The 24,195-nt window shown below is 57.4% G+C and carries 17 protein-coding genes and 3 pseudogenes; 6 read left to right on the plus strand and 14 right to left on the minus strand.

Annotation, left to right across the window (positions count from 1 at the left end; genetic code table 11):
- Positions 1 to 48 precede the first annotated feature (48 nt).
- From ML401_RS37450 to ML401_RS37490, 9 genes are all read right to left on the minus strand, one after another.
- On the minus strand, positions 49 to 1,077 hold the full coding sequence (locus ML401_RS37450) for a nodulation protein NodZ (protein WP_285812890.1): 1,029 nt from the start codon (positions 1,075 to 1,077) through the stop codon (positions 49 to 51).
- A 178-nt stretch (positions 1,078 to 1,255) separates the two neighbouring features.
- Positions 1,256 to 3,292 carry a carbamoyltransferase gene (locus ML401_RS37455; RefSeq protein ID WP_285812891.1) on the minus strand — a complete coding sequence of 679 codons (2,037 nt, stop codon included), beginning with the start codon at positions 3,290 to 3,292 and terminating at the stop codon, positions 1,256 to 1,258.
- A gap of 139 nt (positions 3,293 to 3,431) precedes the next feature.
- Entirely contained in the window at positions 3,432 to 4,220 is a 789-nt protein-coding gene (locus ML401_RS37460) for an ABC transporter permease (protein WP_285812892.1), read from the minus strand.
- Positions 4,217 to 5,131: a nodulation factor ABC transporter ATP-binding protein NodI gene (gene nodI, locus ML401_RS37465; protein ID WP_285812893.1), complete on the minus strand. Its 915-nt coding sequence runs from the start codon at positions 5,129 to 5,131 to the stop codon at positions 4,217 to 4,219. Before nodI ends, ML401_RS37460 begins: the two co-directional genes overlap by 4 nt.
- An 8-nt stretch (positions 5,132 to 5,139) precedes the next feature.
- Positions 5,140 to 6,852, minus strand: coding sequence for a nodulation protein NodU (gene nodU, locus ML401_RS37470; RefSeq protein ID WP_285813392.1), 1,713 nt, complete (start codon positions 6,850 to 6,852; stop codon positions 5,140 to 5,142).
- A 30-nt stretch (positions 6,853 to 6,882) separates the two neighbouring features.
- Entirely contained in the window at positions 6,883 to 7,491 is a 609-nt protein-coding gene (locus ML401_RS37475) for an SAM-dependent methyltransferase (protein ID WP_285812894.1), read from the minus strand.
- Positions 7,492 to 7,571: 80 nt separating this feature from the next.
- A complete protein-coding gene (gene nodC, locus ML401_RS37480; protein WP_285812896.1) occupies positions 7,572 to 8,882 on the minus strand; it encodes a chitooligosaccharide synthase NodC in 1,311 nt (436 codons plus the stop codon).
- A gap of 7 nt (positions 8,883 to 8,889) precedes the next feature.
- Positions 8,890 to 9,534 carry a chitooligosaccharide deacetylase NodB gene (gene nodB / locus ML401_RS37485; RefSeq protein WP_285813393.1) on the minus strand — a complete coding sequence of 215 codons (645 nt, stop codon included), beginning with the start codon at positions 9,532 to 9,534 and terminating at the stop codon, positions 8,890 to 8,892.
- Positions 9,535 to 9,545: 11 nt separating this feature from the next.
- Entirely contained in the window at positions 9,546 to 10,139 is a 594-nt protein-coding gene (locus ML401_RS37490; RefSeq protein WP_285812898.1) for a NodA family N-acyltransferase, read from the minus strand.
- 730 nt (positions 10,140 to 10,869) lie between these two features.
- Here ML401_RS37490 and ML401_RS37495 point away from each other — a divergent pair.
- A complete protein-coding gene (locus tag ML401_RS37495) occupies positions 10,870 to 11,811 on the plus strand; it encodes a LysR family transcriptional regulator (RefSeq protein ID WP_285812899.1) in 942 nt (313 codons plus the stop codon).
- Between the two features lie 207 nt (positions 11,812 to 12,018).
- Here ML401_RS37495 and ML401_RS37500 read toward each other — a convergent pair whose 3' ends face one another.
- Positions 12,019 to 12,435: a MerR family transcriptional regulator gene (locus tag ML401_RS37500; protein ID WP_285812900.1), complete on the minus strand. Its 417-nt coding sequence runs from the start codon at positions 12,433 to 12,435 to the stop codon at positions 12,019 to 12,021.
- Positions 12,436 to 13,948: 1,513 nt separating this feature from the next.
- Here ML401_RS37500 and hisC point away from each other — a divergent pair.
- Positions 13,949 to 14,942 (plus strand): annotated as a pseudogene (gene hisC, locus ML401_RS37505) (histidinol-phosphate transaminase); the annotation flags it as partial.
- Positions 14,943 to 14,979: 37 nt separating this feature from the next.
- The gene (locus ML401_RS37510) at positions 14,980 to 15,993 is read left to right on the plus strand and encodes an LLM class flavin-dependent oxidoreductase (protein ID WP_285812901.1); all 1,014 of its coding nucleotides are present in this window, start codon (positions 14,980 to 14,982) and stop codon (positions 15,991 to 15,993) included.
- Between the two features lie 1,185 nt (positions 15,994 to 17,178).
- Here ML401_RS37510 and ML401_RS37515 read toward each other — a convergent pair.
- From ML401_RS37515 to dctA, 3 genes and pseudogenes are all read right to left on the minus strand, one after another.
- Positions 17,179 to 17,520: pseudogene (locus ML401_RS37515) on the minus strand (transposase); the annotation flags it as partial.
- A gap of 569 nt (positions 17,521 to 18,089) precedes the next feature.
- Entirely contained in the window at positions 18,090 to 18,761 is a 672-nt protein-coding gene (locus ML401_RS37520; RefSeq protein WP_285812902.1) for an FkbM family methyltransferase, read from the minus strand.
- A gap of 843 nt (positions 18,762 to 19,604) precedes the next feature.
- On the minus strand, positions 19,605 to 20,834 hold the full coding sequence (gene dctA / locus ML401_RS37525; protein ID WP_376717464.1) for a C4-dicarboxylate transporter DctA: 1,230 nt from the start codon (positions 20,832 to 20,834) through the stop codon (positions 19,605 to 19,607).
- Positions 20,835 to 21,817: 983 nt separating this feature from the next.
- Between dctA and nolL the strand changes: the two genes are divergently transcribed.
- Positions 21,818 to 22,888, plus strand: coding sequence for a nodulation factor fucose acetyltransferase NolL (gene nolL / locus ML401_RS37530; protein ID WP_285812904.1), 1,071 nt, complete (start codon positions 21,818 to 21,820; stop codon positions 22,886 to 22,888).
- Positions 22,889 to 23,052: 164 nt separating this feature from the next.
- Here nolL and ML401_RS37535 read toward each other — a convergent pair.
- Positions 23,053 to 23,394, minus strand: a pseudogene (locus ML401_RS37535) (transposase); the annotation flags it as partial.
- 112 nt (positions 23,395 to 23,506) lie between these two features.
- Here ML401_RS37535 and ML401_RS37540 point away from each other — a divergent pair.
- Together ML401_RS37540 and tnpB are read left to right on the plus strand one after the other, a co-directional pair.
- The gene (locus tag ML401_RS37540) at positions 23,507 to 23,776 is read left to right on the plus strand and encodes a transposase (RefSeq protein WP_376717415.1); all 270 of its coding nucleotides are present in this window, start codon (positions 23,507 to 23,509) and stop codon (positions 23,774 to 23,776) included.
- Positions 23,777 to 23,847: 71 nt separating this feature from the next.
- Positions 23,848 to 24,192 carry an IS66 family insertion sequence element accessory protein TnpB gene (gene tnpB / locus ML401_RS37545; protein WP_285812905.1) on the plus strand — a complete coding sequence of 115 codons (345 nt, stop codon included), beginning with the start codon at positions 23,848 to 23,850 and terminating at the stop codon, positions 24,190 to 24,192.
- The last annotated feature ends 3 nt before the right edge of the window (positions 24,193 to 24,195 follow it).

A 24,195-nucleotide genomic window follows, 5' to 3' on the forward strand; every position in this document is an offset into this window, starting at 1 on the left:
TTAAGCCTTTCTTGGCGCTGGTGGGGGCTTGAGGTCCTGTGGCAAGCATCAAAAGGCCGGCTTCGCTGGCCGCCGCTCGTGAGGACCGGCGATAGAGCGCGCATCTGGCGCGTGCTCGGCGGATGACCTTTCGGCTAAGATCAAGTGGCTTGGATCGTCCAAGCTAAATTCGATTACTTGGGGGACGACTAGGCTTGCGTAGCGCGAGAAAGCACTTGTCGGCGGAAATCGGATAACGGTATGGCAGTAGGCCAGGAGGTACATTTCCACGAGAGCGGCGAATCCACCCTCGACTCCAAGATCTGCAGTGTGCAGCGGGCCAGCATCGTTCGCTCGGAAGCGTTTGGGAATGCTGAAGAGCTCAGAATAGACAGCCGAAAGGTGATCAGCGACGCTGGGACTGTCAGTGCACAAAAAGAGCCTTGTCGGTCGTGTATGATGTAATGCTTTTGCCCGTTCAACTGCAGCGCATACCTGCTCCATAGCGACTCGTGGGTCGGTCCAATAAGGCCTATGGCCCATAGTATCTTCACCGTTCCCGTGCCGAACGTGTATCCCGATTACATCGTGCCCCTCAAACGCTCGATGGTAAACATCGTCGATGCGACGCCTGATTTCCTGGCGTGGTGTGATGCTTTGGAATATGATGCGCTCGGCCTCCTGATCACAGCCCCACATTAAGCAAGCGTCACAAACGATAGTATTCGCCTGGATATCCTCTGACGTTACCAACAACCTGCGCAGCTCATCACGCTCGTGGAAAATTTGGTCATCCGACCGGTAAACGCCGTCAATTGCAGGCCTATTCCACCAGTGTGGAAAAAACGGCCCAGGAAAGCAGAGTTGATTGATCTTATCGTCGCAAATAACGGGTACGCCCGAGATGTTGTCGAGCGGCTCAAAGAACACGCTGAAGGCGTTTGTAAAGGGGTCAGAGAGATAGCAAGATCCGCGCCAGTCAATGACCAAAGTGCGCCCTGTTCGCTTGGAGTATTGCCAGGCTGACGCGAGCGACCATAAGCAATCGCCGAAACCGGTGCGACGCCTGGAAATGACGAAGCGCTGTTGATGAGTCATCTTGAATCCCTTGCTCCGGCAGTTGAATAAGTTGTTCACCCTGGACGGCAGGAGAATACCGGCAGTGTTATCGTCCGCGAGGCCGTCGCCAGCCGAGCGTTAGGTTGCGAGAGCTTGTCCGCTTCGCGACCAAGAGGTCCGTTATGGATTGCCGTTCGCTAGCTAGACAAAGCGATACCTATCCAGTCGCATGCGCCTGATCGCGCAGATCTCCCAGATTGGTGGCGGCGGGACGCAAGCAGATGCGGCGCTTTTCCCACAACTGCCGAAGTTCAAGGATGATTGCGTCGCGCCGCTCGCCCTTTACGTGAGCGAGAAGCTCGCCGAGGGTGGCGTCCCCTTTGATTCCATGCAGCAACTCGAATAGATCGGGCGAGATGCGCACAGCGCCGCCATCGGAGAAGGTGGTATAAGTCTCGCAGACGATCTCCCGACACTCTGCGGTGACGTGATCCGGGGTACGGCGAAGTGAAGTGTAGGCCGGTAAGGAAACGCGGAGCGCAGCCCAGTCCTCTGGCGCGGCGACGCGCTTCGTGATGAGAAGCGATCCGATCACGAGGGCGTCAAGATCTGTCGTAAGGAACGTGACCATTGCGTCGGTAACTGACTGCACGATCGGTTCGACATTGTTGTTGAAAGATGTATTGAGGAGGACAGGGACGCCCGTCCGCTTGTGGAATTCATTAATCAGCTCCCAGTACCGCGGGTTCGATCTACGTGACACCGTCTGCAGCCGTGCTGTACCATCGACGTGCGTAACCGCACCAAGCACACTTCGCTTGCAATCACGAACTCGAACGACAAAGTTCATGAACGGAAAAGCTCCCGCGGACTTAGGAAGATCGAAAAACTCAGCGGCATGTTCCTCCAATACGGAAGGTGCAAACGGCCGGTAGCCCTCGCGTTTTTTAACGATGGCGTTTATGCGGTCCTTGTTCTTTGCTGGTCTGGGGTCAGCAACAATGCTGCGGTTACCGAGGGCGCGCGGACCAAATTCGGAGCGGCCTTGGACCCAGCCAACAACCGACCCGTTGGCTATCCATTCAGCTACCACGCTCGCTACGTTCGCGCTTCTTTGCACGTCGATGTGCCCGCGCCATGCAGCAACCTCTCGCTCTACAGCATCGTCATCCCCAAGTGCCGGGCCCCAATAGACATGCTGAAGCCGCTCACGGGGTGCGGGACGTCCTTGTTCTTCGGAAACCATGAGAGCGGCGCCGAGTGCGCATCCAGCATCGTGCGCTGCGGGCTGCACGAAGATATCATCAAATAGTCCTGTATAGAGCAACTTACCGGTCAGGGTGCAGTTGTGGGCGACACCGCCAGCCAAGCATAGCCGCTTCATGCCGGTCACCTCACGGTGATGCCTGAGAACATGGAAAACAATACGTTCCAAGGCCTCCTGCAAGGCCGCACTAACATCTTTATGCTCTTGGGTGAACGGCATTCCCTTGCGGCGAACGTGTATGTCGCGCTCTAATGCCGGAGCGATGTCGTTCAAATGTATCTTGTAGCCACCGTTCTCCTTTAATTCGTAGAATTGCTGAAATAGTACTCGGAAACGCGAGGGGTCCCCGTACGGAGCAAGGCCCATAACCTTGTACTCGTCGAACAGGCCATAACCGAGGCACTTGATTGCCTCTAAGTAAAACAATCCGAGGGAACCGTCCTCTGGGAAGGTATGTAGTTGAGTAAGACGACGTCCCGATCCAATGGCCACCATCCCGGAGAGAAAATCACCGCCGCCGTCGATTGCCAAGACTAGACCTTCGTCATAGCCGGACATAGCAAAAGTACTTGTTGCATGCGCATGATGGTGACTGACGAATGACAAGCGCGATGGCTCAATCTCAGTATCAAACTCCTGCGATAGCATAAGCTGTAGAAGTGTTCTGGCGTCGAGAGGGATGCCACTCTGCGTTTCCGAACCAAACAGAAGCCGAAGCATCGCGTTGCAATAGGACTCGGTTGCATAGAATGCGATGCGATCGATGTCCTTTAATTGCGCTCCCGCAGCAGCCAGGCAGTAGCGGATGGCCTGGGCGGGAAATTTGTTGGAATGCTTAATTCGGTTTAGGCGTTCTTCTTCAACAGCGGCTAACACTCGCCCGTCGCGCACCAGGACAGCAGCGCCATCATGCAAAAATGTGTGCGAGAGTGCTGGTCGATATTCATGGACCTTATCCAATCCGCCGCTCAATCCAAGACACAGCATTCTATCCTCCAGCAAGTGTGGTAGTAATCATGATCTTTAGGGCGGCCCAGTAATGGAACGTCCGCGACGTTGCGCGCGAATAGGCCGGCAAGCGCAGGCCGAGAAGAAGGGTGTGCGTTCATTAAGCGGCTGGGCATCGTCAGCGTGATAAGCGTCGCCGAAAGAGCTTTGCCGACAGTAAGAAGAGCAGTACTGCGTAAGCGAAAAGGATAACAACATGCGCGCCGATGCTATCGAGTGGTCGCCCGAGCATTGCAGGCCGTATTAGCGCAATCGAATGTTCCAAAGGTAACGCGGCTGCAGCCAACTGGAGAGCGGGCGGAAGGTGCGCAATGGGAAAGACTGCCCCGGATAGGAACACCATAGGGGTCAAGATGAGAGTCTGGTAGAACACAAAATAGTCGTAGCTTGGAGCAATCGCGACAACGACGAGCGCCGCACTCGCGAACGCAAGGCCGGTGAGGGCGAGAGCGGGGAAACAATAGAACGTGGATAATAAGGTGCCGTAGCCAAGCCCCGTAGCAACAAGCGCGATTCCGGTACCCGCCAAGGTGGCCTTGCTTGCTGCCCAGACCAATTCACCGAGGAGGATATCACCCAGCGTGAGCGGAGTGCACATCATTGCGTCCCAGGTTCGTTGGCTGTGCATGCGGGCGAACGTTCCGTACAGAGTTTCGAAGCTTGCAGCGGTCATAGCGCTGGTTGCCACCATTCCGCCGACCAAGAAATCGACATAGGAGTGACCGTCTACATTGCCGACAATCAGGCCGAGCCCAAAGCCGAGACCCAAGAGGTTGGTCAACGGGTCGGCCAAGTTGCCAAGCAGCGAAGCAGCGGCGGCCTTCCTCCATGCCAGATAGTTGCGGCGCCACACGCTGATCCAACTGAGTGCGTCGGATGGCAAGGCTGCTTTGGATATCGTCTTCATGCATCTATCCTGTGTCCCGTCAGCCGCAGGAAGACGTCTTCCAGGTTAGGCGGCCGCTCCAGAAGGCGCAGACCGGTGCATCCGCGAAGCCGAAGCCGCACCGCCGCCTGATCCGGCGCGTAGCAAAACAGTGTCTCTCCCCTCACCTCGATGCGCGCAGCGTGAGGCTCTATCATTGCACGGAGCTCGAGTGGGTTTCCGCCGTAGACCTCGAGGACATCACAGCCAATCTGAGAGTCGATCAGAGCATTAGGCGCACCCTCGGCGATCTTACGTCCATTCTCTAGTACGCAGAGGCGATCGCAAAGTCGTTCAGCTTCTTCCATGAAGTGGGTCGTCAGCAGGATAGTCTTTCCTCGAGCGAGCAGAAGACGCAGGCGTTCCCAAATCAAGTGGCGGGCGTGGGGATCGAGGCTGGTCGTGGGTTCATCCATGATGAGCAGTTGCGGATCGTTGATCAGGGCACGGGCCAGCACGAGACGTCGCTTCATGCCGCCGGACAGATCCGCGACCCGTGACTCTGCTCTGCCCTCAAGTCGAGCAAATTCGAGCAGCGAAGGCACAGCCTCCTCACTTTCGCGCGTATTCAGTCCAAAGTACCGTCCAAATATGAGGAGATTTTCGCGCACAGTGAACGCATCCTCGAGATTATCAACTTGTGGGACGACGCCGATGCCCGCGCGCGCCAAACGGGCGCGTGCCGGCACCTGCTCACCCAAAACAGTGATCCGGCCGGCATCGGGCGACATGAGGCCGAGGATCATCCGAACGATCGTGCTTTTACCTGCCCCATTGGGACCGAGTAGCCCGAAACACTCTCCCTTAGCGACGCTAAAGGTCAGACCCCCTACGACGTCTCGATCATGATAAGCCTTTTGGACGTCAGTCAGTTGAATCGCTGGATTGGACATAGGCTGTCTTAGTCAGTGACCAGAGCGGAATTGGATAATGTCAGACCAGCTTCGACGGATCGTTGCCAGAGAAAGCCGTCGGACCAAACATGGTCGACGCGGCCCCAGTCACAAGCGCTAGCAACATCAGGAAAAAACCCTCGCCCAGGATGGTTGGCGCTCGTGTTGCAGAGCAGCGGAATCCCTGTAAGTTTCTCATACTCGACCAGAAGAGCAGCGATCTTTTGCGGAGACGTTCGGGAGATTGTTTGCAATCGGGCAGAACCATCCAGGTGCACGATAGCGGGAACTCTTGTCCGCCATTCGCAACGGGTTTGATGGTCGAAGAGCATGTAAGGATCTGGGCTGCCGGGATCGAAAATTTCAGCAGCCCGGTCCTCGAGGCAAATAGGAGCGACGGGACGAAATCGTTCCCGTAGCTTGATATCGTTCAGAAGGTCTTTCATCTCCTTGGAGGTTGCAGCCGCAATAATACTGCGGCCGCCGAGTGCTCTGGGTCCGAGCTCCGCGAGGCCGGTGAGGAACACTACGGGCTTGTCTGTAGCGATAAGGGCCGCAAGCTCAACGATGGTACAGGGCAAAGCCTCCCAATGGCCTGATGGGTTGTTTCCGGTCAAGGCCGGTCCGCTGTGAACTGACCACTCCAAAGGAGTCAAAGCGTTTGGCTCGGCCATGGCGGCGCAAGCCGCGCCAATTGCTGAGCCGCTATCATTTGGAAATGGGGGTACCCAAACTGAATCAAACAAACCCGTCGCGCGCAGAGCACTGTTCCACTTTATATTAAGTCCACACCCTCCAGCGATGCACAGGTGCCGTAGGCCCGGAAGACCTGAGTGCCGTAGCAGAGCAAGTCCTATTTCCTGCTCCAGCAGCCGCTCCAGAAAAACGTGAAAAGATGCGAGTACATCTTCGGGAGGCGTGTTGGTGAGCCGACGACCGCATGCCTCGAAAAACCAGTCAGTGGCGGTAAGTAAGGCTTCGGGATCGTTTATGCTGGCACGGTAAGCGCGAGCACGCTCGGAAGGACCGGCTAGACACGCTTCATACATCTCTTGAAAGACTGCCAGAATGCCCTCATCGAGAGCGCCTAGCCCGATATACGCCATAAGCTTACCTGCGACACCAAGATCCCAGCCTGCCCTGCTGGCTTGACGATAGGGCCCGAAGTGGTGCCCAGCGATAGCATAGGCATGGCCGATGAAAGGGAAAAGAGTGTCGAGGAAGCGGGCTCCGGCCGGAGCTACATGATACAGGCGCGGAAAGATGCAGCCGTCCCACACTAAGCACAATGCAGGGGCTCGGGCTTTGGCGAAAGGACTGGTACAGTAAGCGCCGGCCACGTGGCCGGCTACGTGAGCATAGCTATGATAACGTAAAGGCACCCGATCGAGGATGAGGCCCGACCCGTCATAGGGCGTGAGGAGCGTGTTTTCGTGGGACTCGATATATGGCGCTCCCTTAAGGGTGAGCGGCACCCCTTCGCTTAGGACATCAAATTGCGAGTGGGTCAGCCCGTCCCAGCCGTCGATGACAAATCGGTCAACATCCGTGGGCCTTAAGCCGTGTTCGGCCAGCGCGAGAGTGACTGCGCTGAGGTCGGTGATGGCTTGATAGCGTGGATTATTGTCTCGCTTTTCTTGCTCTATGCAGAAGAGCAAGCGCCCATCTTCCACAACGGCAACCGCTCCGTCATGTGTCAGCTTGATTCCACAGATGCGCATAGTCACTCCATGTTCGCCGCAGCGAATGCACTAGTCTGGCAAGTTCGACTTAGTGCGAAAAGACGCAATCAAACAATCTTCGTCGATGCTCGCGCCACGACATTGTACGCGCTCAGTTTCGACCAGATGTTCATTCAAAACATCAAGCATTGTTTCGGCACCCGCAGGATGCCCCCAACGCTGACAAGAGGCGTCACGCGCTGATCCGAAAACGAGCCGTCCGCTGGGCGCCAGCATTCGCGTGAGCTTCTCAATGGCGTCACCCATCTGGCCGGTATGTTCAAGATAATAGAGCACTTCAGCCACCACGATCAGGTCGAATGATTTAGTTGCGTCGAGGTCCCGCACGTCAGAGATGTGCCAGGCGATATGAGGCCATTGAGCTCGCTCCCTTGCTCGAGTGATCGCACGCGGCAGAACGTCGATTGCTACGAGTTGCTGGCAGTGGGGCGCGAGCTTTGCCGTGAAGACGCCCGCTGCGCAACCCACCTCAAGCGCGTTACCGACCGCGCCTTCCGCGAGGCACAGACGGAGCAAGTGCGCGTGGCGCTCTTGCTCGAATGGGTTCGCGTTGAGCCGCCACGGGTCGTCCGCCTCCATCTCCCGCTCGAGCAAGCGCAGAACCTTATCGAATGTCATTCACCCTTCCTAACTTTAGTGCGCTTGTTTTCGCCGCGTGTGAGCGCTGTCCTAGATCACAGGCCGAGCGTTGGAGCGCCTTAACGGGTGGTCCCCTCCCCCGTGACCGCCAGCGCTGCCGGCTGTCGCCGAGCGGCATCGTGGTGACAGGCGTCACGTTCGTGAATCGTTTCCGGAGCCCCGCAGAGTGATGCCGGAGGGGTCGTACGGGAGAGCCAGTTACTGTTATCCAATGTACACAATGCATAGACTTTCAAGGGAAGCACTAGGAACAGATTGATTGGCGTGTGCAACGCGAAGCCAAGAAATCGCACCTCACCAGCACGAATCGCCGCTGTGGTGCACCGCATCAGCGTTAGCGACGAAATAGCAACGATCGTCAACCATGGTATGGTGTGCGTGGTCGCAAGCTGAGCGAGCCCGGTCATTATGGACAGAGCCAAAAGAAGAGGGCCAAGGTTCTGTCCGATAACATCTAGTGTGAGATAGCCATTAAGATGAGGCAGCAGCCGCAGTGCTAGCAGCGTGTCGCGGAAAGTACTGCGTGCCCAGCGTAGTTGTTGACGCAAATAAGGTCCGAGCCTGTCGGGTACGACGGTTGCGGCTATCGCATCTGGAACGTATTCAGTTCGAAACCCTGCCTGCAGCATAAGTATTGTGAGGTGACGATCCTCGCCGAAATCACTGGGCTTCCCGCGGAAATATTGCGTTTCATACTTGTCGAGCAGCGATGTAAGAGCCGAACGGCGATACATGGCGCAGGGGCCGCAGCAGCACATAACAGCACCGAAGCTGGCTTGTGCAGCGCGTTCTTCGTTACAAGCAAGCCAGTACTCCATGTCGATTAGCCGCGTGAGCCAAGTGCGATCCCGATTGGTCGCGACCAGATGGCCCATAGCGGCACCAACTGCCGGCTCGTGCATTCTAGCTGCTAGTTTTGTGACGACATCGACTGCGAGCGTCGTATCAGAGTCGACGTTGAGGACAAGGTCTCCAGATGACTGCCGGATGGCACAGATCTGCGCCTTCCTCTTGCCTACGTTCTTTCGCAGAATGATAAAGCGAAATCGTGAATCTTGCGCGTACGCGTCGTGGACAGCTTTGACAGCAGCGAGGTTTTGAGAGCCATCGTCAACGACATAGACGCGCAGTCGTCCAGTAAAGTCCTGGGCGGCAATCGAGCCTAAGCACGCCGACAGGGTGTCGGGCGCTTCATTGTAGCAAGGAACGATAACGTCGACACTTGGCATCGTTTCCTGATCGACGTCCGTGAGTGGCGGCGATGAGGCCCGGCTCTTTATTGCATAGATCATTTGAGCGCTCTTATAAAACGCTGAAAGGATTGTGTATGATCCAATCGTGGCAGTGCTGGCGGTCACAAGCAGGCTCATTCTGGTCTCAGTGAAAGTGAGGAATAGGACGAATTGCAAAGCCGCGACTGCGCAATGCGGGAATTAGGTGGCTGACGGCGCATATTGTCTGATCGCGCAGCCCTTGATCACGACCCCACTTGCGTTCATCGGGAGGACAGCCATCGTGCAAAAGAACAATGGCTCCAGGTTGGATGGAGCTCAGTACCGCGTTGACGATCGCATCCGCGCCAGGCCGAGACCAGTCGCGAGGGTCTACAGACCAGTGAAGTGCGCCAAGCCCAGCCCGCGCGGCGCAGGAGAGCACGTGTTCGGTCCAGAGCCCATATGGCGCACGCACATGTCGGAGCCGAGCCTCGGGGCAAACCGACTTGATGGCACAGTTCGCCTGTGCAATCTCCGACGCGACTTTCGTTGGCTCGCATTTCGAGAGATCGGGATGATTCATGGTGTGGTTTGCGATTTCGTGTCCGTCGGCAATTATCCGGCGCGTAATGTGCGGATGTTCTGCTGCATATCTGCCGATGACGCAGAACGTCGCCGGCACGTTATGTTGGGAGAGGAGGTCTAAGATGTGCGGGGTATAAAAAGAGTGCGGCCCGTCGTCGAACGTCAAGTGAACGCTTGGTGAGTCAGCATACTGCCTACCATCGCCAACGCTTGTGAAGTGCAGAGAGAGGCCTGTCACAGTTCGGGCCCGTTTCGCTCAATTGTCGTTCCGGGCGGCCATTCGCTCAACGGCTTTCCGACAGGCAAAACGACGAGAAGAGCCTCGTCTGTTCGCGTGGGCGGCAAAGCAGGATAGACCTCCGCCAGCGTAGAACGGACGCGTATACCCGGAATGATCGAGGCCAGCCCTGGGCGATCGAGCAACCTCGTGATGTGCGTTTTGAGCGCATGACGGACTGTGCCGAATCCGAAAGGAACGCCCATCAGGTGTAGTGTAGGATACATTGCACGTACAGAGTGTGGCACTCCCAGACCCTCTAGGTCGGGGCGTACCGCGTACAATCCGAGCTCGGCCACCAACACGTCGGCATCGCCGACCTTGATGAACCGTCGCAGCGCGCCAAGATGGGCCGCAACGCCCCTGCTGTCGTAGCCGATAAACCGGAGCTCCGGCCTCGCACCCGCCCAGCTCCGAAAGCCCTCAAAGGGACGCGCATTGAACGTTCCGGTCGGTCCGTAAGCCGCTCGAAAGAAAGCCGAGAGCTGGATATGATCCGATAGCTCCAGCTCATTCTCCCAGCACGTCCGCCACTGTATTGGGGGGCGCATCGACCCATCTCCTACGTTTGGCTTCATTGCCGTGTATGCATGAGGTGAGGCGCTACAGCAGGGTGCGCACGGAATCGAGCGCACGGGGCTGCTGCTGCAGGCGCTCTACTGCGGTTCGGCGAAGAACGTCTTGGGAATGCGGCGTAATGCGTAGCTATAGGCCGCGGGAGCCCTACAGGACTCCTGCTAGAAAGAAGGTCGGTGCGGTCAGGTTGTACAATATACGATGGTATATCGGCGTCCTCTCGCGGACATATCGGCGTCCTGTGAGTTGCGAGACAAAGCATCTCTGATGTATTACTCGCCTTAAAGATGTTTGATGGGGTGATCGAGGTGCGATGAATGTGTGAACTGGTACGGGCTACTAATGTAAGACATGGCGCGCTCGAACTGGGATAGCGCCTGTTGCTGTTTGCAAGGGACACGCATGGTGGTGTCGATTGGATGGGGCGCGATGTCCGATTGATAGCGGTAAAAAGCCCATTGCCGTTTGATAACTGGGTCGCGAGACCAAGGGGTCTGCAGGGCTGAGACCATATGTGAGCTTCAATAAATGCCTGGGGCGGTGTCCCTATGAGTCGCGGTTCACTATGTTCAATGCGCAGCGCCACGATCGTGGTCTCCAAAATCTAACGTGTTGCGTCGGACGCATCAGTTTTATTCATCGTGGCGCGCGCGGGTAAAATCGATTGTTTAGATGAGTTACATCTACACTGCGGATGAATGAACAATGCGGTTTCGTGGCCTAGATCTAAATCTGCTCGTCGCTCTTGATGCCCTGATAGCAGAGCGTAACTTGACGGCAGCAGCACGCAGCATCAACTTGAGCCAGCCCGCAATGAGTGCGGCGGTCGCCCGCCTGCGTGCATATTTCAAGGACGAGTTGTTCACGATGAGCGGCCGTGAACTTGTCTTAACCCCACGCGCGGAGGCTCTCGCCTCACCTACTCGCGAAGCGTTACTGCACATTCAGCTTTCCATCACGTCTCGCGAGCCCTTTAGGCCGGACGAATCAAATCGCCGTTTTCGCCTTTGCATGTCCGATTTCGCGGCTATCGTGCTTATTCGCAAGGTGATTGAGCGCGTCGCGCGAGAGGCGCCCGGCATCAAATTCGAGCTGATGCCACTGGCCGATCCATTCGACTACCCTCTTCAGCGGGGTGCGGTCGACTTTATCATTCTTCCCGACGTGTACACGACGGATGAGCATCCGAAGGCCACGCTATTTGATGAGACGCTGGTTTGCGTGGGCTGCCGTTCCAACAAGCGATTGGCGCGACCGCTGACGTTCTCAAGCTACATGTCCATGGGGCACGTTGCTGTCCGGTTCGGCCGTTCTCGCGTCCCGTCAATCGACGAATGGTTCATGCAGGAGCATCGAGTTAAGCGGCGCGTGGAGGTCGTGGTTCAGGGCTTCAGCATGATGCCCCACATGCTCGTCGGGACGAACCGGGTAGCGACCATGCCGGCAACGTTGGTGCGGCATTTTGCAAAATCGATACCCTTGCGCGTTGCAAAGCTTCCCCTGCCATTGCCTGGCTTTACGGAGACGCTGCAATGGCCTGCACTGCACAACAATGAGCCTGCAAGCAAGTGGATGCGTCAGGTCTTGCTTGAGGAAGCCGCTCGCCTCGGTTCGTCACAGGAGGAGCCAAGCCTGGCTCCTGAATAGCGCGTCCTCCAATTGGGGCTGTTCAGACGCGCGGCGGAGCATGTCGCGCTAAGCCTTCAATAACTGGCCTCCACGTGACACGGGTTGGCCGCAGCAAATCACCCGTATGCCCTTGTTGTCCCGCGGAAACGGTGTCGCGCAGCGGCGTCAAGACAGGCGACGGCCCCACTCTGATTGCCGCCGAGCGCGCCGTTCGAGCAGAGGTACTCACATGTCGACTTTACCCGGAGGTCGGTTCAGATGGTTGGGTAGCTCGTCTAGCCGGACATCTGCGTCGACATTCTGAGCGAGGCGGCGCAGCAGATCGCGGACCGCGGTTGCGCGCATCACTTCGCGCTCTGCACGTTCCAGCTGCTCGCTCAACAAACGCGGAAGAGACGAGCGTCCTTCAAGAGCGCTCCGGATTTCCTGAAGCGAAAGGCCGAGCTGGCGAAGTGCGACTATGTGGTAAACGCGTGTCAAACTGTCGGCGTCGTACATGCGATGGCCGCCGCACGTACGCTGAGAAGCAGTGAGCAGTCCGGTCTGCTCATAGTGACGCAATGCGCGCACCGTGACGCCGGTGGCATCTGCAAGTTCACCAATGCGCCGCCACCGACGCTTATAGAATGAAGGCCTGTTCATAGCCGGACCTGTACAACCTGACGCCAGGGGAGGTTCAAGCGCTTTCGGACCGCTTGCCTGGCAGGGCGGCGGCGTGTCGTAGATCGAACGAAGCTAACGATACGCAGGTGTTGCGGCCGGCCATGTAGCGCAATATTGCGCTAATAGCGCATCCGGCCTGAACTACGTTGAGGGCGCTACAAGCTGCATCAGCCTGACAAATGAACGCAGGTCGTCCGCGGCGGACGTGCGTTCAAGAATGAGCGTCGCGAGTGCTGTGCGATTCGCAGGAGTTCGCATGCAATCGGGGAGCGCAGCGACGGCCTCATCAAGAAGACGTCCGAGCATTAAGAGGTCTTCGGGAGTATAGATGCGGCCGGGCATATGCAACGTGGGTCCCTTAGTTTGTATTCAAATTCGTCACGTCGGCCCGGCTCCTTACAAAGGGGTTTGGCTGCTATGAGGCAGAACGGAGACGGACCTGGGGCGCGTAGGACCGGACACCTGAAAAAACGCAGGCTCCTCGGCCCGGGTACGGAGAAGCTCAGGTGCCCCCCGCCTAGAGGAGCGAGTTTAAGCGACCAAAAAGGCGACGCACGTCGCGCGGCCAGAGGAATCCTGAGAGCTATTACGGTCGGTCTGATCACTACGTCGGCTGCGGGCTGCCAGCACGAAGATGGGCTAATCGAAAGTAGATATGGTTGGCGGAAGTGAGCGTGCAGCAACTAGCGGCGCGATAGAGCGAGCAAGCGCCTCGCTCGCCGACTCAGCGCCCTCCTCTCGATGGCAAATCCATGTTTTCAGTTGATCGGTTGCGGGCCGCTCGGTTGGACGTGGCAGTTTGCGGCACTTTGAACGATCCTTCTCGGCGGGAGAGCACGGGTGCAACAAGGGAGATCGGTAATATCGGAGCCATCGTGCGGTGTGGCACCGGGCTGATTCTGATCGGTGCGGCATTCAGCGGCAGAGGCTCAACAGGTCATTTGAACAGGCTCGGCGGGGCAGGCGGTTTGCTTTTCGCGGCCCTGTGGCGAAAGGAGTGATCTGTGAACGCGGCATTATTGGTTCGGATTGTGTGTGCTTCCAGCCGATAACGTCGGTCTTGCAGGAGCGGCTTGGGATAAAGCACTTGAATCGAACGCAGGGTCAGGTTGTACACTGAAAAGGTGGAAGCGCACAGGCGTGCCGAGTGAGCTCGATTGGTAAGCAATGGCTATGGCGATCGCGCTAGATGCTGTCGGTTAGGGCTGCATTCTGACGCCTTGCTGTGTGACAGCCTCGAGTGTCTTCAACCGAATCCATAGAGCGCAATGTGGGCCACTGTGACCGGCTTTGAACAAACCAAGAGGTGAGGTGCGGCTGGTCCGCAACAGAGATTGGGAAAGCAGCGCGACCTGCGGCAGCAGGCGGATGTCGGGCTGCGTAGAGGAGGATCTGGATGTCAGGTGACGAGGAATACGTTCATCGACATGCTATGGCAGACAGGAGTCTCGCGGAAGGCACATCCGCCGGGATCGCCGCGTACTCGCTGCCATGCGTGAACCTCAACAGGAACGAAAACCCGTTCCCGATGCCTGACGTAGTCATGCGGGCTGCGTTTGCCGCGATTGGAACCCATAATAGGTATCCGGAGGAGGACAGCGGCGGTTTACGATCAGCGGCCGCGCGAGCCTATGGGGTCTCTGTCGAGCAGGTGATCGCAGGAAATGGCTCATCGGAGATTCTCGCACTGATTTACCGGGGGTTTCTTGCTGCTGGCGATACTGTCGGAATGTTGTCGCCCGGCTTTTCGTTCAATCATAAATTGGCAGCGGTGAACGGAGCGCGCTTGCTTGAAGTTGATTGGGCCGATCACAATGCTCTGCCGGCGAGCCAAAGTGTTCGGCAGGCGGCAGGAGACGCAAAGTTCATCGTGCTCGCCAACCCAAATAACCCAACAGGGACATTCGTTCAGATTGCGGAAATTGAGCGACTGGTCGCTGAAACGGATCAGCTTATCGTGCTCGATGAGGCGTATGTCGACTTTGCTCCAGACAATGCACTGGGTCTGATCGACCGATATCAGAATCTTCTGCTGCTAAGGACGTTTTCGAAGAGTTACGCTGCAGCGGGCCTTCGCATCGGCTTTGGCCTCGGTAACCGCGCGGGTGATTGCAAGACTGCGTAGCATACAGAACCCTTTCAACATGAGCGTGATTAGCCAGTCCGTTGGCGTCAGCATCCTCGAGCATCGTAATGCCTACGATCAGTGCATTGAATGCATTGTTCAGGAAAGGGAGAGGACTATGGTGGCGCTGTCGGCGCTTGGATTCTATGTCCTGCCATCACATGCAAACTTTGTATTGGCTCGCGTACCGCTTGGGTACGACGGTAGATGGTGGCAGCAAGCCTTAGAGAGGAAGAATGTGAACGTTGCAGTGTTTCCCGAGGGGGACCTTGGGGGCTTCATAAGAATCTCAATAGGTACGGCGGAGCAGATGGACACCTGTTTATCTGTGGTCAGTGACATTGCCGGGGGGCTGATCTGATTAATAAGAACGATGTCGTCGAATCGGGAGGACTAACGTGGCAAATGTATCACGTCGAATACGGCTTGGAATCTTTGACCACTTGGACGAAGACGGTCTCGACTTATCGCAGCAATATAACGATCGACTGGTGTTGGCCGAAGCGTGTGACCGGTTGGGATACCACGCGTACCATCTTGCCGAGCACCATTGCACACCGCACGGGCGATCGCCCTCGCCTAACGTATTTCTGTCGAGCGTTGCGCAGCGTACGAAGCAGCTCCGCATTGGGCCGATGGTCATGCTGCTAAGCCTTCAGCACCCCCTTCGGGCCTATGAAGAGGCATGCATGCTGGATCATTTGAGCGGCGGTCGTCTTGAGCTCGGTATCGGGTGGGGCTCTCTACCGATTGAATTGGGGTACTTCGGGGTTAGCGCCGAGAGCGCTCGCGAGCTGTATTCCGAAGGAATGGAGATCTTGTTCAGAGCGATGCGAGGCGGGACCTTGTCCTACGAAGGTCAGCATTATCGCCTCCACGAAGTGCCGCTAGCAATTACGCCTTATCAGCGTCCCCATCCACCGACCTGGATTCCCGTGAGCCAGCCCGGCTCTGCGCGAGCGGCCGCTGAGATCGGTGCCAATATCGCGAGCATTGGCCCGGCCTCTATGGTTCGGAAATCGACTGACGCGTACCGCGCGTGCAATTGGCGCGGAGGGGCTCCGCTTCTCGGTTTGCTTCGCATGATTGTAGCAGACACTTCGGAAGCTCATGCGTATTCGCTAGCTGCAGCGGCTTACGACAGATGGCTCACGAGCTTTAGGGTCCTATATGATCTCAGCGGGGTACCTGCCCCTCCGAACCTTCCGCCAACCTTCGAAGCAGCAATTGAAAGTGAATTGTGCGTTGTCGGAACCGCCGCTTCTGTGCGAAGTGTCCTTATTGATCACCTGGAGCAAGCGGGAGCTAACTATCTTCTCTGCCAAGTGGCCTTTGGCGATCTCCCGCTTGTTGCGGCCTTGAACACGGCGACTATTCTCCGGTCCGAACTTATGGCGGGAGGCGGCCCATGAACCTCTTAGGACAAGAGTGATAAACCTTTCGGTGGGCTGAAGCCCATGACCCTCTCCGGACAGGCGCTGCGGCGCCAGGTCGAGCGCCTGTGAAGCGGATGCCCCCTCGGCTGCAACCTAGTGCAGTCGAGAGGGCACATCGAGTGTTCGAAGCATGGTTGTCCCAGGCGGCGCCGGTGAGTACGCCAGGTCTGCTCATTCGGCGGGCTTTCCGGGCGCTGAGCGAGCGAGTGGTGGTGCCTCGCAAGGTGGCGAGGTCGATGTGGCGAACGGCTGGGGTGATCGCAAGACGCACAGTTATTCGGTGTATATAGCACCGGACTACATACGCGGCCGTCAAGTCATTGCGGTTCCTGTGAACGACGTGCCAACACAAAATCTATGATGCAAGGACAATGAGCGCGCGAGTAGAGATAGGCTGCTGACCGCCGTAGCGGCTCCAACATACATTGCGTCCGCGGTGGAGGCAGCCCTGTCCAAATTACCTGTAATGAGGGGTGCGTCCACGCAAAGCTCATTGCTGTCGCGATTGGCGAGGAGATGCCGAGCGGCTATAGGGAAGGCGATGACCACGAGGTGGGCTCTGTATTTAACAGGAGAATGACGACCGACTGAGGGCGGATCAGTCAGCCGAGCAATGCGAAATGTCAAAGAGAGTCAGAAGCTGTTGTTGTAGGAGGTTAGATGGCGAGAAGTTGGTTAGGAAGATGAAGGTTTGTGAACTTGTCGAGCTTTTGTCGAGATGTGAGCAGGATGCGGTAGTCGTCATCACGGACAGTTCGTCGTCCTCGATTGCCGTGGCTGTGGTTTGCACGGTCCAAACCGGATGGACCCACAGCCAGCAAGCGAACCCCAATTTGTCATTCCTGCCCGACGGATTGGATCATGCCATGTTACCGAGAGGTAGCAATTTGGCGCGTGGGGTGAGATTACTTGGCCCTAGATGTGAGCCGTTGTTGCTCCTTCAGTAGACATTCCGGGGGACGACAGTGCCGGCGTCCGTCCCTCTCTTCAGTCTGGCGTCATCCGTGCTTGACTGTTGGACGGGCAGCTCGTTCCGTCAAAGGGATGGAACTTGGCGACTCCATCTGGAACTACATCAGCAGCCGTAGACTTTGACTGACCCCCAACGATTATCCAGCCCTGAGTACACTCCGGCTGTTGGAGTCCCGACTGGGGTCGTAGCGACGGGAGTTGACGCGGAGCCTTCGCATAGCGCAGCGCCAGATCCCGGCACGGATGGCAGGTGAAGACGAACCCGAACGGGGTCTTCCATCCGAGCTGGGAGTGTGGTCGCGCGTCGTTGTAATCGGCCCGCCGGCACCCAGGCGCGACACGGGCCTGGGCAGGGACGTAAACAGCGGCTCGCCCCGCAGCTGGCCATTGAAGTCTTCGATGCGCATTCTGCATAGGCTTGTCGGGCCCGATTTAGTGCCAGGCTAGGCGGCTCTGATCAGCCCACGACATGATGCCATTGCTGTCGGCCTCGGTGTTGTCGTTGACCACCATCTTGGAGTTGCCGCGCTCAATGGAGTTAAATCGGTTGCGCGATCAGCGGTTCGGACGCTGCAGACAGCCTGCGCGGCGGACGTAAGTCCGGTTCGCCGGGAGGCGGAAGGCAAGCGGGGACCTAGCTGATCGAGAAGCTCAAGCTCACGCTCAAGAAGCTCCAGCACGAGCAGTTCGGACAGTCCTCCGGGGCGAGGCGCATTGCTGGGCTGGCTCGAGCTACCGCTCGCTGGCCTGGAGGAAAAAGCTGTGCAGCCCAGACCGGTCTCAGGTGGCAGCGGACAAGATGGCGGTGCCATCGTTCGAGCGCCGCAAGCCAGCCCGCCGGCCACTGGCCGAGCATCTCCCACGGGAACGCATCGATCTATGCGCCGCCTGCGATCTGCCCATGCATGCCTCCGGGCTGGGAATTGTCTGAGCCGTATCCTGGCGCGCTTTGGATAGCCAACGAGCCACCCTAGGCGGTATGCAAACAAAGCTTCGGCAACTTGCCACTTCATCGTCGGCCCCGCGATGGGAGTGCTGCGGTACAAACAAGCCCGCGAACCGCGCATGTCGGTCGTCCACTCTGCCGAGCGTGGCTTTCCTCAAACAGACCGGAGCACCTTGTTTCTAAGCAGAACGTCGCCCTCAATCTCTCGCGGATACAGAGTAACCACTTCGAACGCGGGAAGGAGGTCAAGGATGGAGCGCAGTGAAAGCTGGCCTTCGTACAGTTCGCGGTCACTATACTCGGTGTAGATGAACCGTGTTCTGCCCAGGGTTTTCTGACCGCCAGCGATTACGTCCGACTCAGCTCCTTGAACATCCATCCAGAGTAGATCAACAGGGCCGCTGAGACCAGCTTCGCCGCTCCAGTCATCTAGTCGCCGGGTCTCGACCAGAATCGAGTCATCAAAGCGAACCCAATCATATTCTGAAAGGTGATTTTTGGGTCTACGTATGGAGCCCGATAAGTCCCACCCCCTCGCATCTCCGTCCCCATTGCTTGGATGAAACTCGATGGTACCGTTTCGATCACTGATGGCGAGCTGCATGAGCGCCACGTTGGGTCGAGCCAGACGCTTATTCTCCTTGAAGCGAGCTATTGCGCGAGGGTCAGGTTCAAAGCAGTAGACGCTGGCGTCTGGACACAGCTCAAGAAATCGCTGTGTGTCGCTACCATCATTGCATCCAATGTCCAAGATAACCGGGCATGTCACCCGAAGATGAGAAACGATCTTCTGGTGTATTTCCAGTGTAGGTAACGACTCTGGCATCTGTCCTTATCCTTTTCGTTGCGATGTGTGTTAACCGGTGGAGCCAGGAGCCTGGGACGCGCCGGCGGGTTGCTCAATAAGGGCACTCGTCGAGTAACGAGAAACAACGTTGAGAAGAGGGCAATGGCAGCTCTGTTGCGAGGCTCTGGCGGATCATTTGACCGGGGTAAGTCGCCTTTGGCTCAGATCCGCGTTCACAAGTGGAAATTGCGAGGTCGAGGAAACGGTGCGGCTACCCGAGAGCACGCGGTCGCAGGCGAGACAGGCAACCCTATGGTTGGATAGAGCGTCCACAATCGGTGAGATCTGACCAAGCAGTAGGCAAATAGGAGCGCATCAACAATCGTGCTTCCGGTAGCGCTCTGCGCCCTAATATTCATCGAGGGATCTCTATTTGCGAGCTCGCACCGAGCTGCTGCTTACTATTGCGCGGCCCACCCGCCGCTGTACAATCGATTTCAATGATGGGCTATATTTGGCTAATGGATAGTTGGCCTCCAGAGGCCAGCGAAAAGGTCATTTAAATACAACACACGCGCAATCACCGTCCGATGGTGGCGCCTGGGGTCGGGCCGCGTGCTGCCGGGCGTACGGGGCCACCCGCACTCGCGATGATTATGGTCATTCAAACTTAGGTGGGGACCCGATGCCCTGCCCTCTCTAAGTTGATGTGCGACACCACGATGGCACGTCACTTACAAAGATGGCATCAATGGCCGTTGACATACTGCCGAGTGAACGGCTCCGGTGCTCGGTTTCAAGACGTATGTTCATACCAACTTGTGCACCGTGCAGGCCGCCGCGCCATGACAGGGTGCGAGATGACGGCCATAACGGCTGCAACTAATAGCTCAGAGCCGCATTAAAGGTCTCTCGGTCGAGCTCGCCCTCGGACGAGGCAACGATCACGCAGGCCACGCCGTTGCCACAGAGGTTGGTCAACGCGCGGCATTCGCTCATGAACTTGTCTATGCCCAGCACGATGGCCATGCCCGGCACGAGCCGTGGATCTACGACCGCGAGCGTCGCCGCCAGCGTGATGAAGCCTGCACCGGCGATGCCAGAGGCCCCCTTCGAGGTCAGCATCGCCACGAGCAGGATCGTGAGTTGCTGGCTGAACGTCAGATCGTAGCCGAGCGCCTGCGAGATAAAGAGCGTCGCTAGCGTCATGTAGATGTTGGTGCCGTCGAGATTGAACGAATAACCCGTGGGCACCACGAGGCCGACCACCGATTTTGAGCAGCCGAGACGTTCCAGCTTCTCCATCAAGGACGGCAGCGCGCTCTCCGAGGACGAGGTGCCGAGCACGATCAGCAGCTCGTCCTTGATGTAGGCGAGGAACTTGAAGATCGAGAAGCCGGCAAGGCGCGCGATGATGCCGAGCACCAGGAGCACGAATAGCGCCGCAGTGACGTAGAAGGTCGCGATCAGGCCCATCAAATTGAGGATCGCGCTGGTCCCGAACTTGCCGATCGTGTAGGCCATCGCGCCGAAGGCGCCGACCGGCGCCGCGCGCATTACGATCGAGATCACGCCGAACACCGCATGCGCGGCATCATCGATGAAGCTGCGGATCACATGGCCGCGTTCGCCGAGCCCAAGGATAGCGAAGCCGAACAGGACGGAGAACAGCAGCACTTGCAGGATCTCGCCTTGCGCGAAGGCGCCGACCACGGTGTCGGGAATTATGTGCAGGATGAGATCGACCGACTTCTGGCCTTCGGCCTGCATGGCGTAATGGGCGACGACTTGGGCGTTGGCTGCCGCACTGGTGAAGCCCGCGCCCGGCTTCACGACGTTGCCGATGATGAGGCCGATGATGAGCGCGAAGGTGGAGACGACCTCGAAATAGACCAACGCCTTCACGCCGATGCGTCCGACCTTCTTGGCATCATGGATATGGGCGATGCCGGAGACGACGGTGCAGAAGACGATCGGAGCGATCACCATCTTGATCAACTTGATGAAGCCCTCGCCCAGCGCCTTGATCCAGTCATTAGTGGCCAGGTGCGGCCAGCGCCAGCCGACGATGCCGCCGAGAGCAATTGCCGCCAAAACCTGGACATATAGCATTTTATGTGAGCGGGCTCCGGCACGCGGCTGCTCGGCGCGCCCGACGCCTGCAATGGGTTTGATCATGTCTCCATCCTTCCTGGCGATCGGCTCCCAGTGTGCAGAACGAGCTTTGGCGTTGGCAGGCCAGTGAGGCATAGTGGCCGGCATGTTATTGGGGCATGTGGGCGTGCTCAGGAAGGCGGCTTAAGCGGTTTCGCCTCAGGCCGATCCCGAGTTCATTCGAGTATTTTTAGGCTGTCGTGGATCAAACCAAAAAGAGCCAGCGATTGAGCTGTTTTTGCGCAGCCTCGTCGCCACCGGTCAGCGGGCCATAGCTGCCCTACACGCTCCCAGTCTAGGTGATCCAAAATCACGACCTTCATCTCCAGTCGCAGCGTTCCGCCAAGGGGGTCTGTGGGCGTAAGCGCAGGTACTTCACTATTTCACGTTCCTGCATCCAATGTCTAAGGGCGCCTCGCTAGAGAAGACTGCGTTCGTCTTCGAGATCGATCAGGCTGCGTGGCGCATGATAGTAACGGGATGAGGAATCTGGTTATTCCCGGGCATCTGGATCATGCAGACGAAGTGTGCATGCGGACCTCCCCTATTCTCGTGAGCTTTGCCCTAAAAGAGCAAACTGCGTGCCACGAGTGTTACTGTTCAAGGAGAGCCTTATTATTGCGGAGACCATGGGGTGCGTAAACGCAGCCGATTGATTGCGGGTAGCAAGACGACTAATTGTGCAAGAGCTCTGGTAACGGTGGCCGGGCGGCGATCGTCTCACATCATTCACCATCTGGATGTGTCGCATCAATACAACCGATTGTACCAATCTGGAAAGATGAGCAAAGACGAGGAACGGAACGGCGGAATTGTCGCATTCGTCGCAATGATTACGTCAGTTTCGTCGGAGGGTGCACCAATCGGTCGGGAAGCCTTCGAGCCCGATCGGGTCAGCCCAACTGGCGCTCCGCGGGTCGTAAATCGTATGCCGAGGCATCATGTTTCATTGCTCAGCACAATCAACCGAGTGTAGTTCGCAGGCGCTCAAAGGAGCGCCGCGAGACCTAAGCCTTGATTTTGCTAAAGGCATGCTCATCATCTTGGTGATCATCGGACATTTGATACAATACGTTATTTGTAGAGATAACGAATATTGGCATTCGCCTTACTTCAAGTTCATCTACATGTTTCACATGCCGCTCTTCATGGCGATAAGCGGCTATTTGTCCCACGGAGCGCTAGTTTACAAGTCGCTGTCGCGCAGCGTCGCTGATCGTGTGAAGCAATTGTTGCTGCCGGCGCTATTTTGCGGCACGCTTCTCGAAGCAATCAAGTTGGGGGCGTTCAAGCTAGCTACGGGGTCAGCGCCAACAAGCCTGCGTGATGTACTGTTTGACCTTGCGAAGGAGCTAGTAGGCTCATATTGGTTCATTTGGACCACATTTGCCTCATTCCTCTTCATGAGGAGTCTTTTCGCGTTGTGCGGCCGGGTATCGGCCTGGGTGATTGGCACGTCAGCGATCGTTGTTGCCCTCACTCCGTTGACAGTTTCGATAGTGCCATTGGCGCGATACACTTACCCATTCTTTTGCCTTGGAGTCGTGTTCGCTCATTCGAAGGAATGGCGGACGGCCATAATCTCACGATACAAATCGCTCTTGATGGTCTTGCTTAGTGGAATGGCTTGTGCGTGCTATTTCAACTGGAACAAAACTACCTACGCCTACAACAACCTAGTACTGGTTCACGATACAGAGTCCGCCAAGCAAGTGTTGCTTATGTTTTTTGGCTCTGCATCTGCCTCGGCAATTGCAATGGAAGTGTTGCTGCAGGTCTGGCGCTTTGGCTGTTCTAGTCGCGTGGTTCTCTTCGTTGCGGTAGGTCTTGGGCAGCGTACGCTGGTCCTTTATCTGATCCAGGGCACCGTGTTCCGCTTGATGGACTTTATTTCGTTTGAAAGACCTTTCAAGCTATCAGTTAGAATCGCAATCGCTGCGGCGCTAGGGGCGGGAATTGTTGTCATCGCCGCAGCGATGCAGTGGGTTGTGCGCGGCCTTCGAAGGATCTAGGAGTGTCGCCGGAGCGCTACTCGGATCGCTATTGGCCGTGTGGTCTCCGTTTGGGACAGAAGCGTTTAGCGTCGTGACGCCAGGTAGTACGCATACGACGAAGGCCGCCCGATTGACGCATGCATGCGGGGGCCGGGTAGCGCTATGATAGCGCTGCGTGAAGGTTAGGCAGCTTGCTGATCGGTGGGCTCGTCGGCTTGGTGCAGGAGCTTCCATTCCCAGGGCAGCGGTTCGCGCAGACGCGAGGTGGGAAGATCGGCGATCCGGGCGAGGACGTCGGCGAGCCAAGCCTTGGGATCGACGTCGTTGAGGCGACAGGTCGTGATCATCGTCAGCATGATAGCGGCACGGTCGGCGCCACGTTGGCTGCCAGCGAAGGTCCAGTTGCGCCTTCCCAAGGCAATGCCTCTCAATGCACGCTCAGCGCAATTGTTGGTCAAGCAGATCTTGCCATCGTCGAGGAAGCGCGCAAAGTCGGCCCAGCGCCTGAGCATGTAAGTAAGCGGCAAGGAGATCCCGTCTGGCGGAGGAGATGAGCGATCGGCTATTGGCTGCTGAGTTTGTGAGCCGATGTGAGCTTCTATGTCTGCGCCTAGTTCTGAAACTAGAACCTTCCATATGATCGAAGCGGTCGCCGACCGCCTTGAGGGGGCACCGCGGCTTCGCCGATGCTGGTCGGACGAGTTCAAGGCGCAAGTTGTGACAGAGGCACTGGAGCCCGGCGCGAGCGTCTCGGCGATCGCCCGCCGGATCGGCATTCACCCGTCACAGCTGTTCGCCTGGCGACGTGACGCGCGGGCCGAGCGGCGTCATCGCTCGCGGCATTGGGGTTGCGAGGGAGTGGTGGCTTCGGTGGCGGGCGCAGTGATCGAGATTACCATTGGCTAGGTCATGGTGCGCGTCGGCGTGGATGTCGACGAGGCGCACTTGCAGCGGGTGCTCCGGGCGGTCCGTTCGGCATGATCCCCTCTGGTGTGAAGGTGTTCCTCGCCAGCCATCCAGTCGACTTCCGCAAGGGTATCGATGGCCTTGTTGCGCTTGTGCGGGATGCCGGCTCAGATCCGTTCGACGGCGCGCTGTATGTGTTCCGGGCCAAAAGAGCCGACAGAATAAAGATCGTGTGGTGGGACGGGTCCGGCGTGTGCCTCTATTTAAAACGTCTTGAAAAGGCGAAGTTTTACTGGCCGCGGATCGGGCATCATCGGGTGCAGATGAATCCGGCGCAGTTGATGGCACTGGTGGATGGGATGGATTGGAAGCGGGTCCAGACCGTGGCGGTCAAGCCGCCAGAGATTGTTGGGTAAAAG

This window comes from Bradyrhizobium sp. 62B (genome assembly GCF_030272265.2).
Taxonomy (GTDB): domain Bacteria; phylum Pseudomonadota; class Alphaproteobacteria; order Rhizobiales; family Xanthobacteraceae; genus Bradyrhizobium.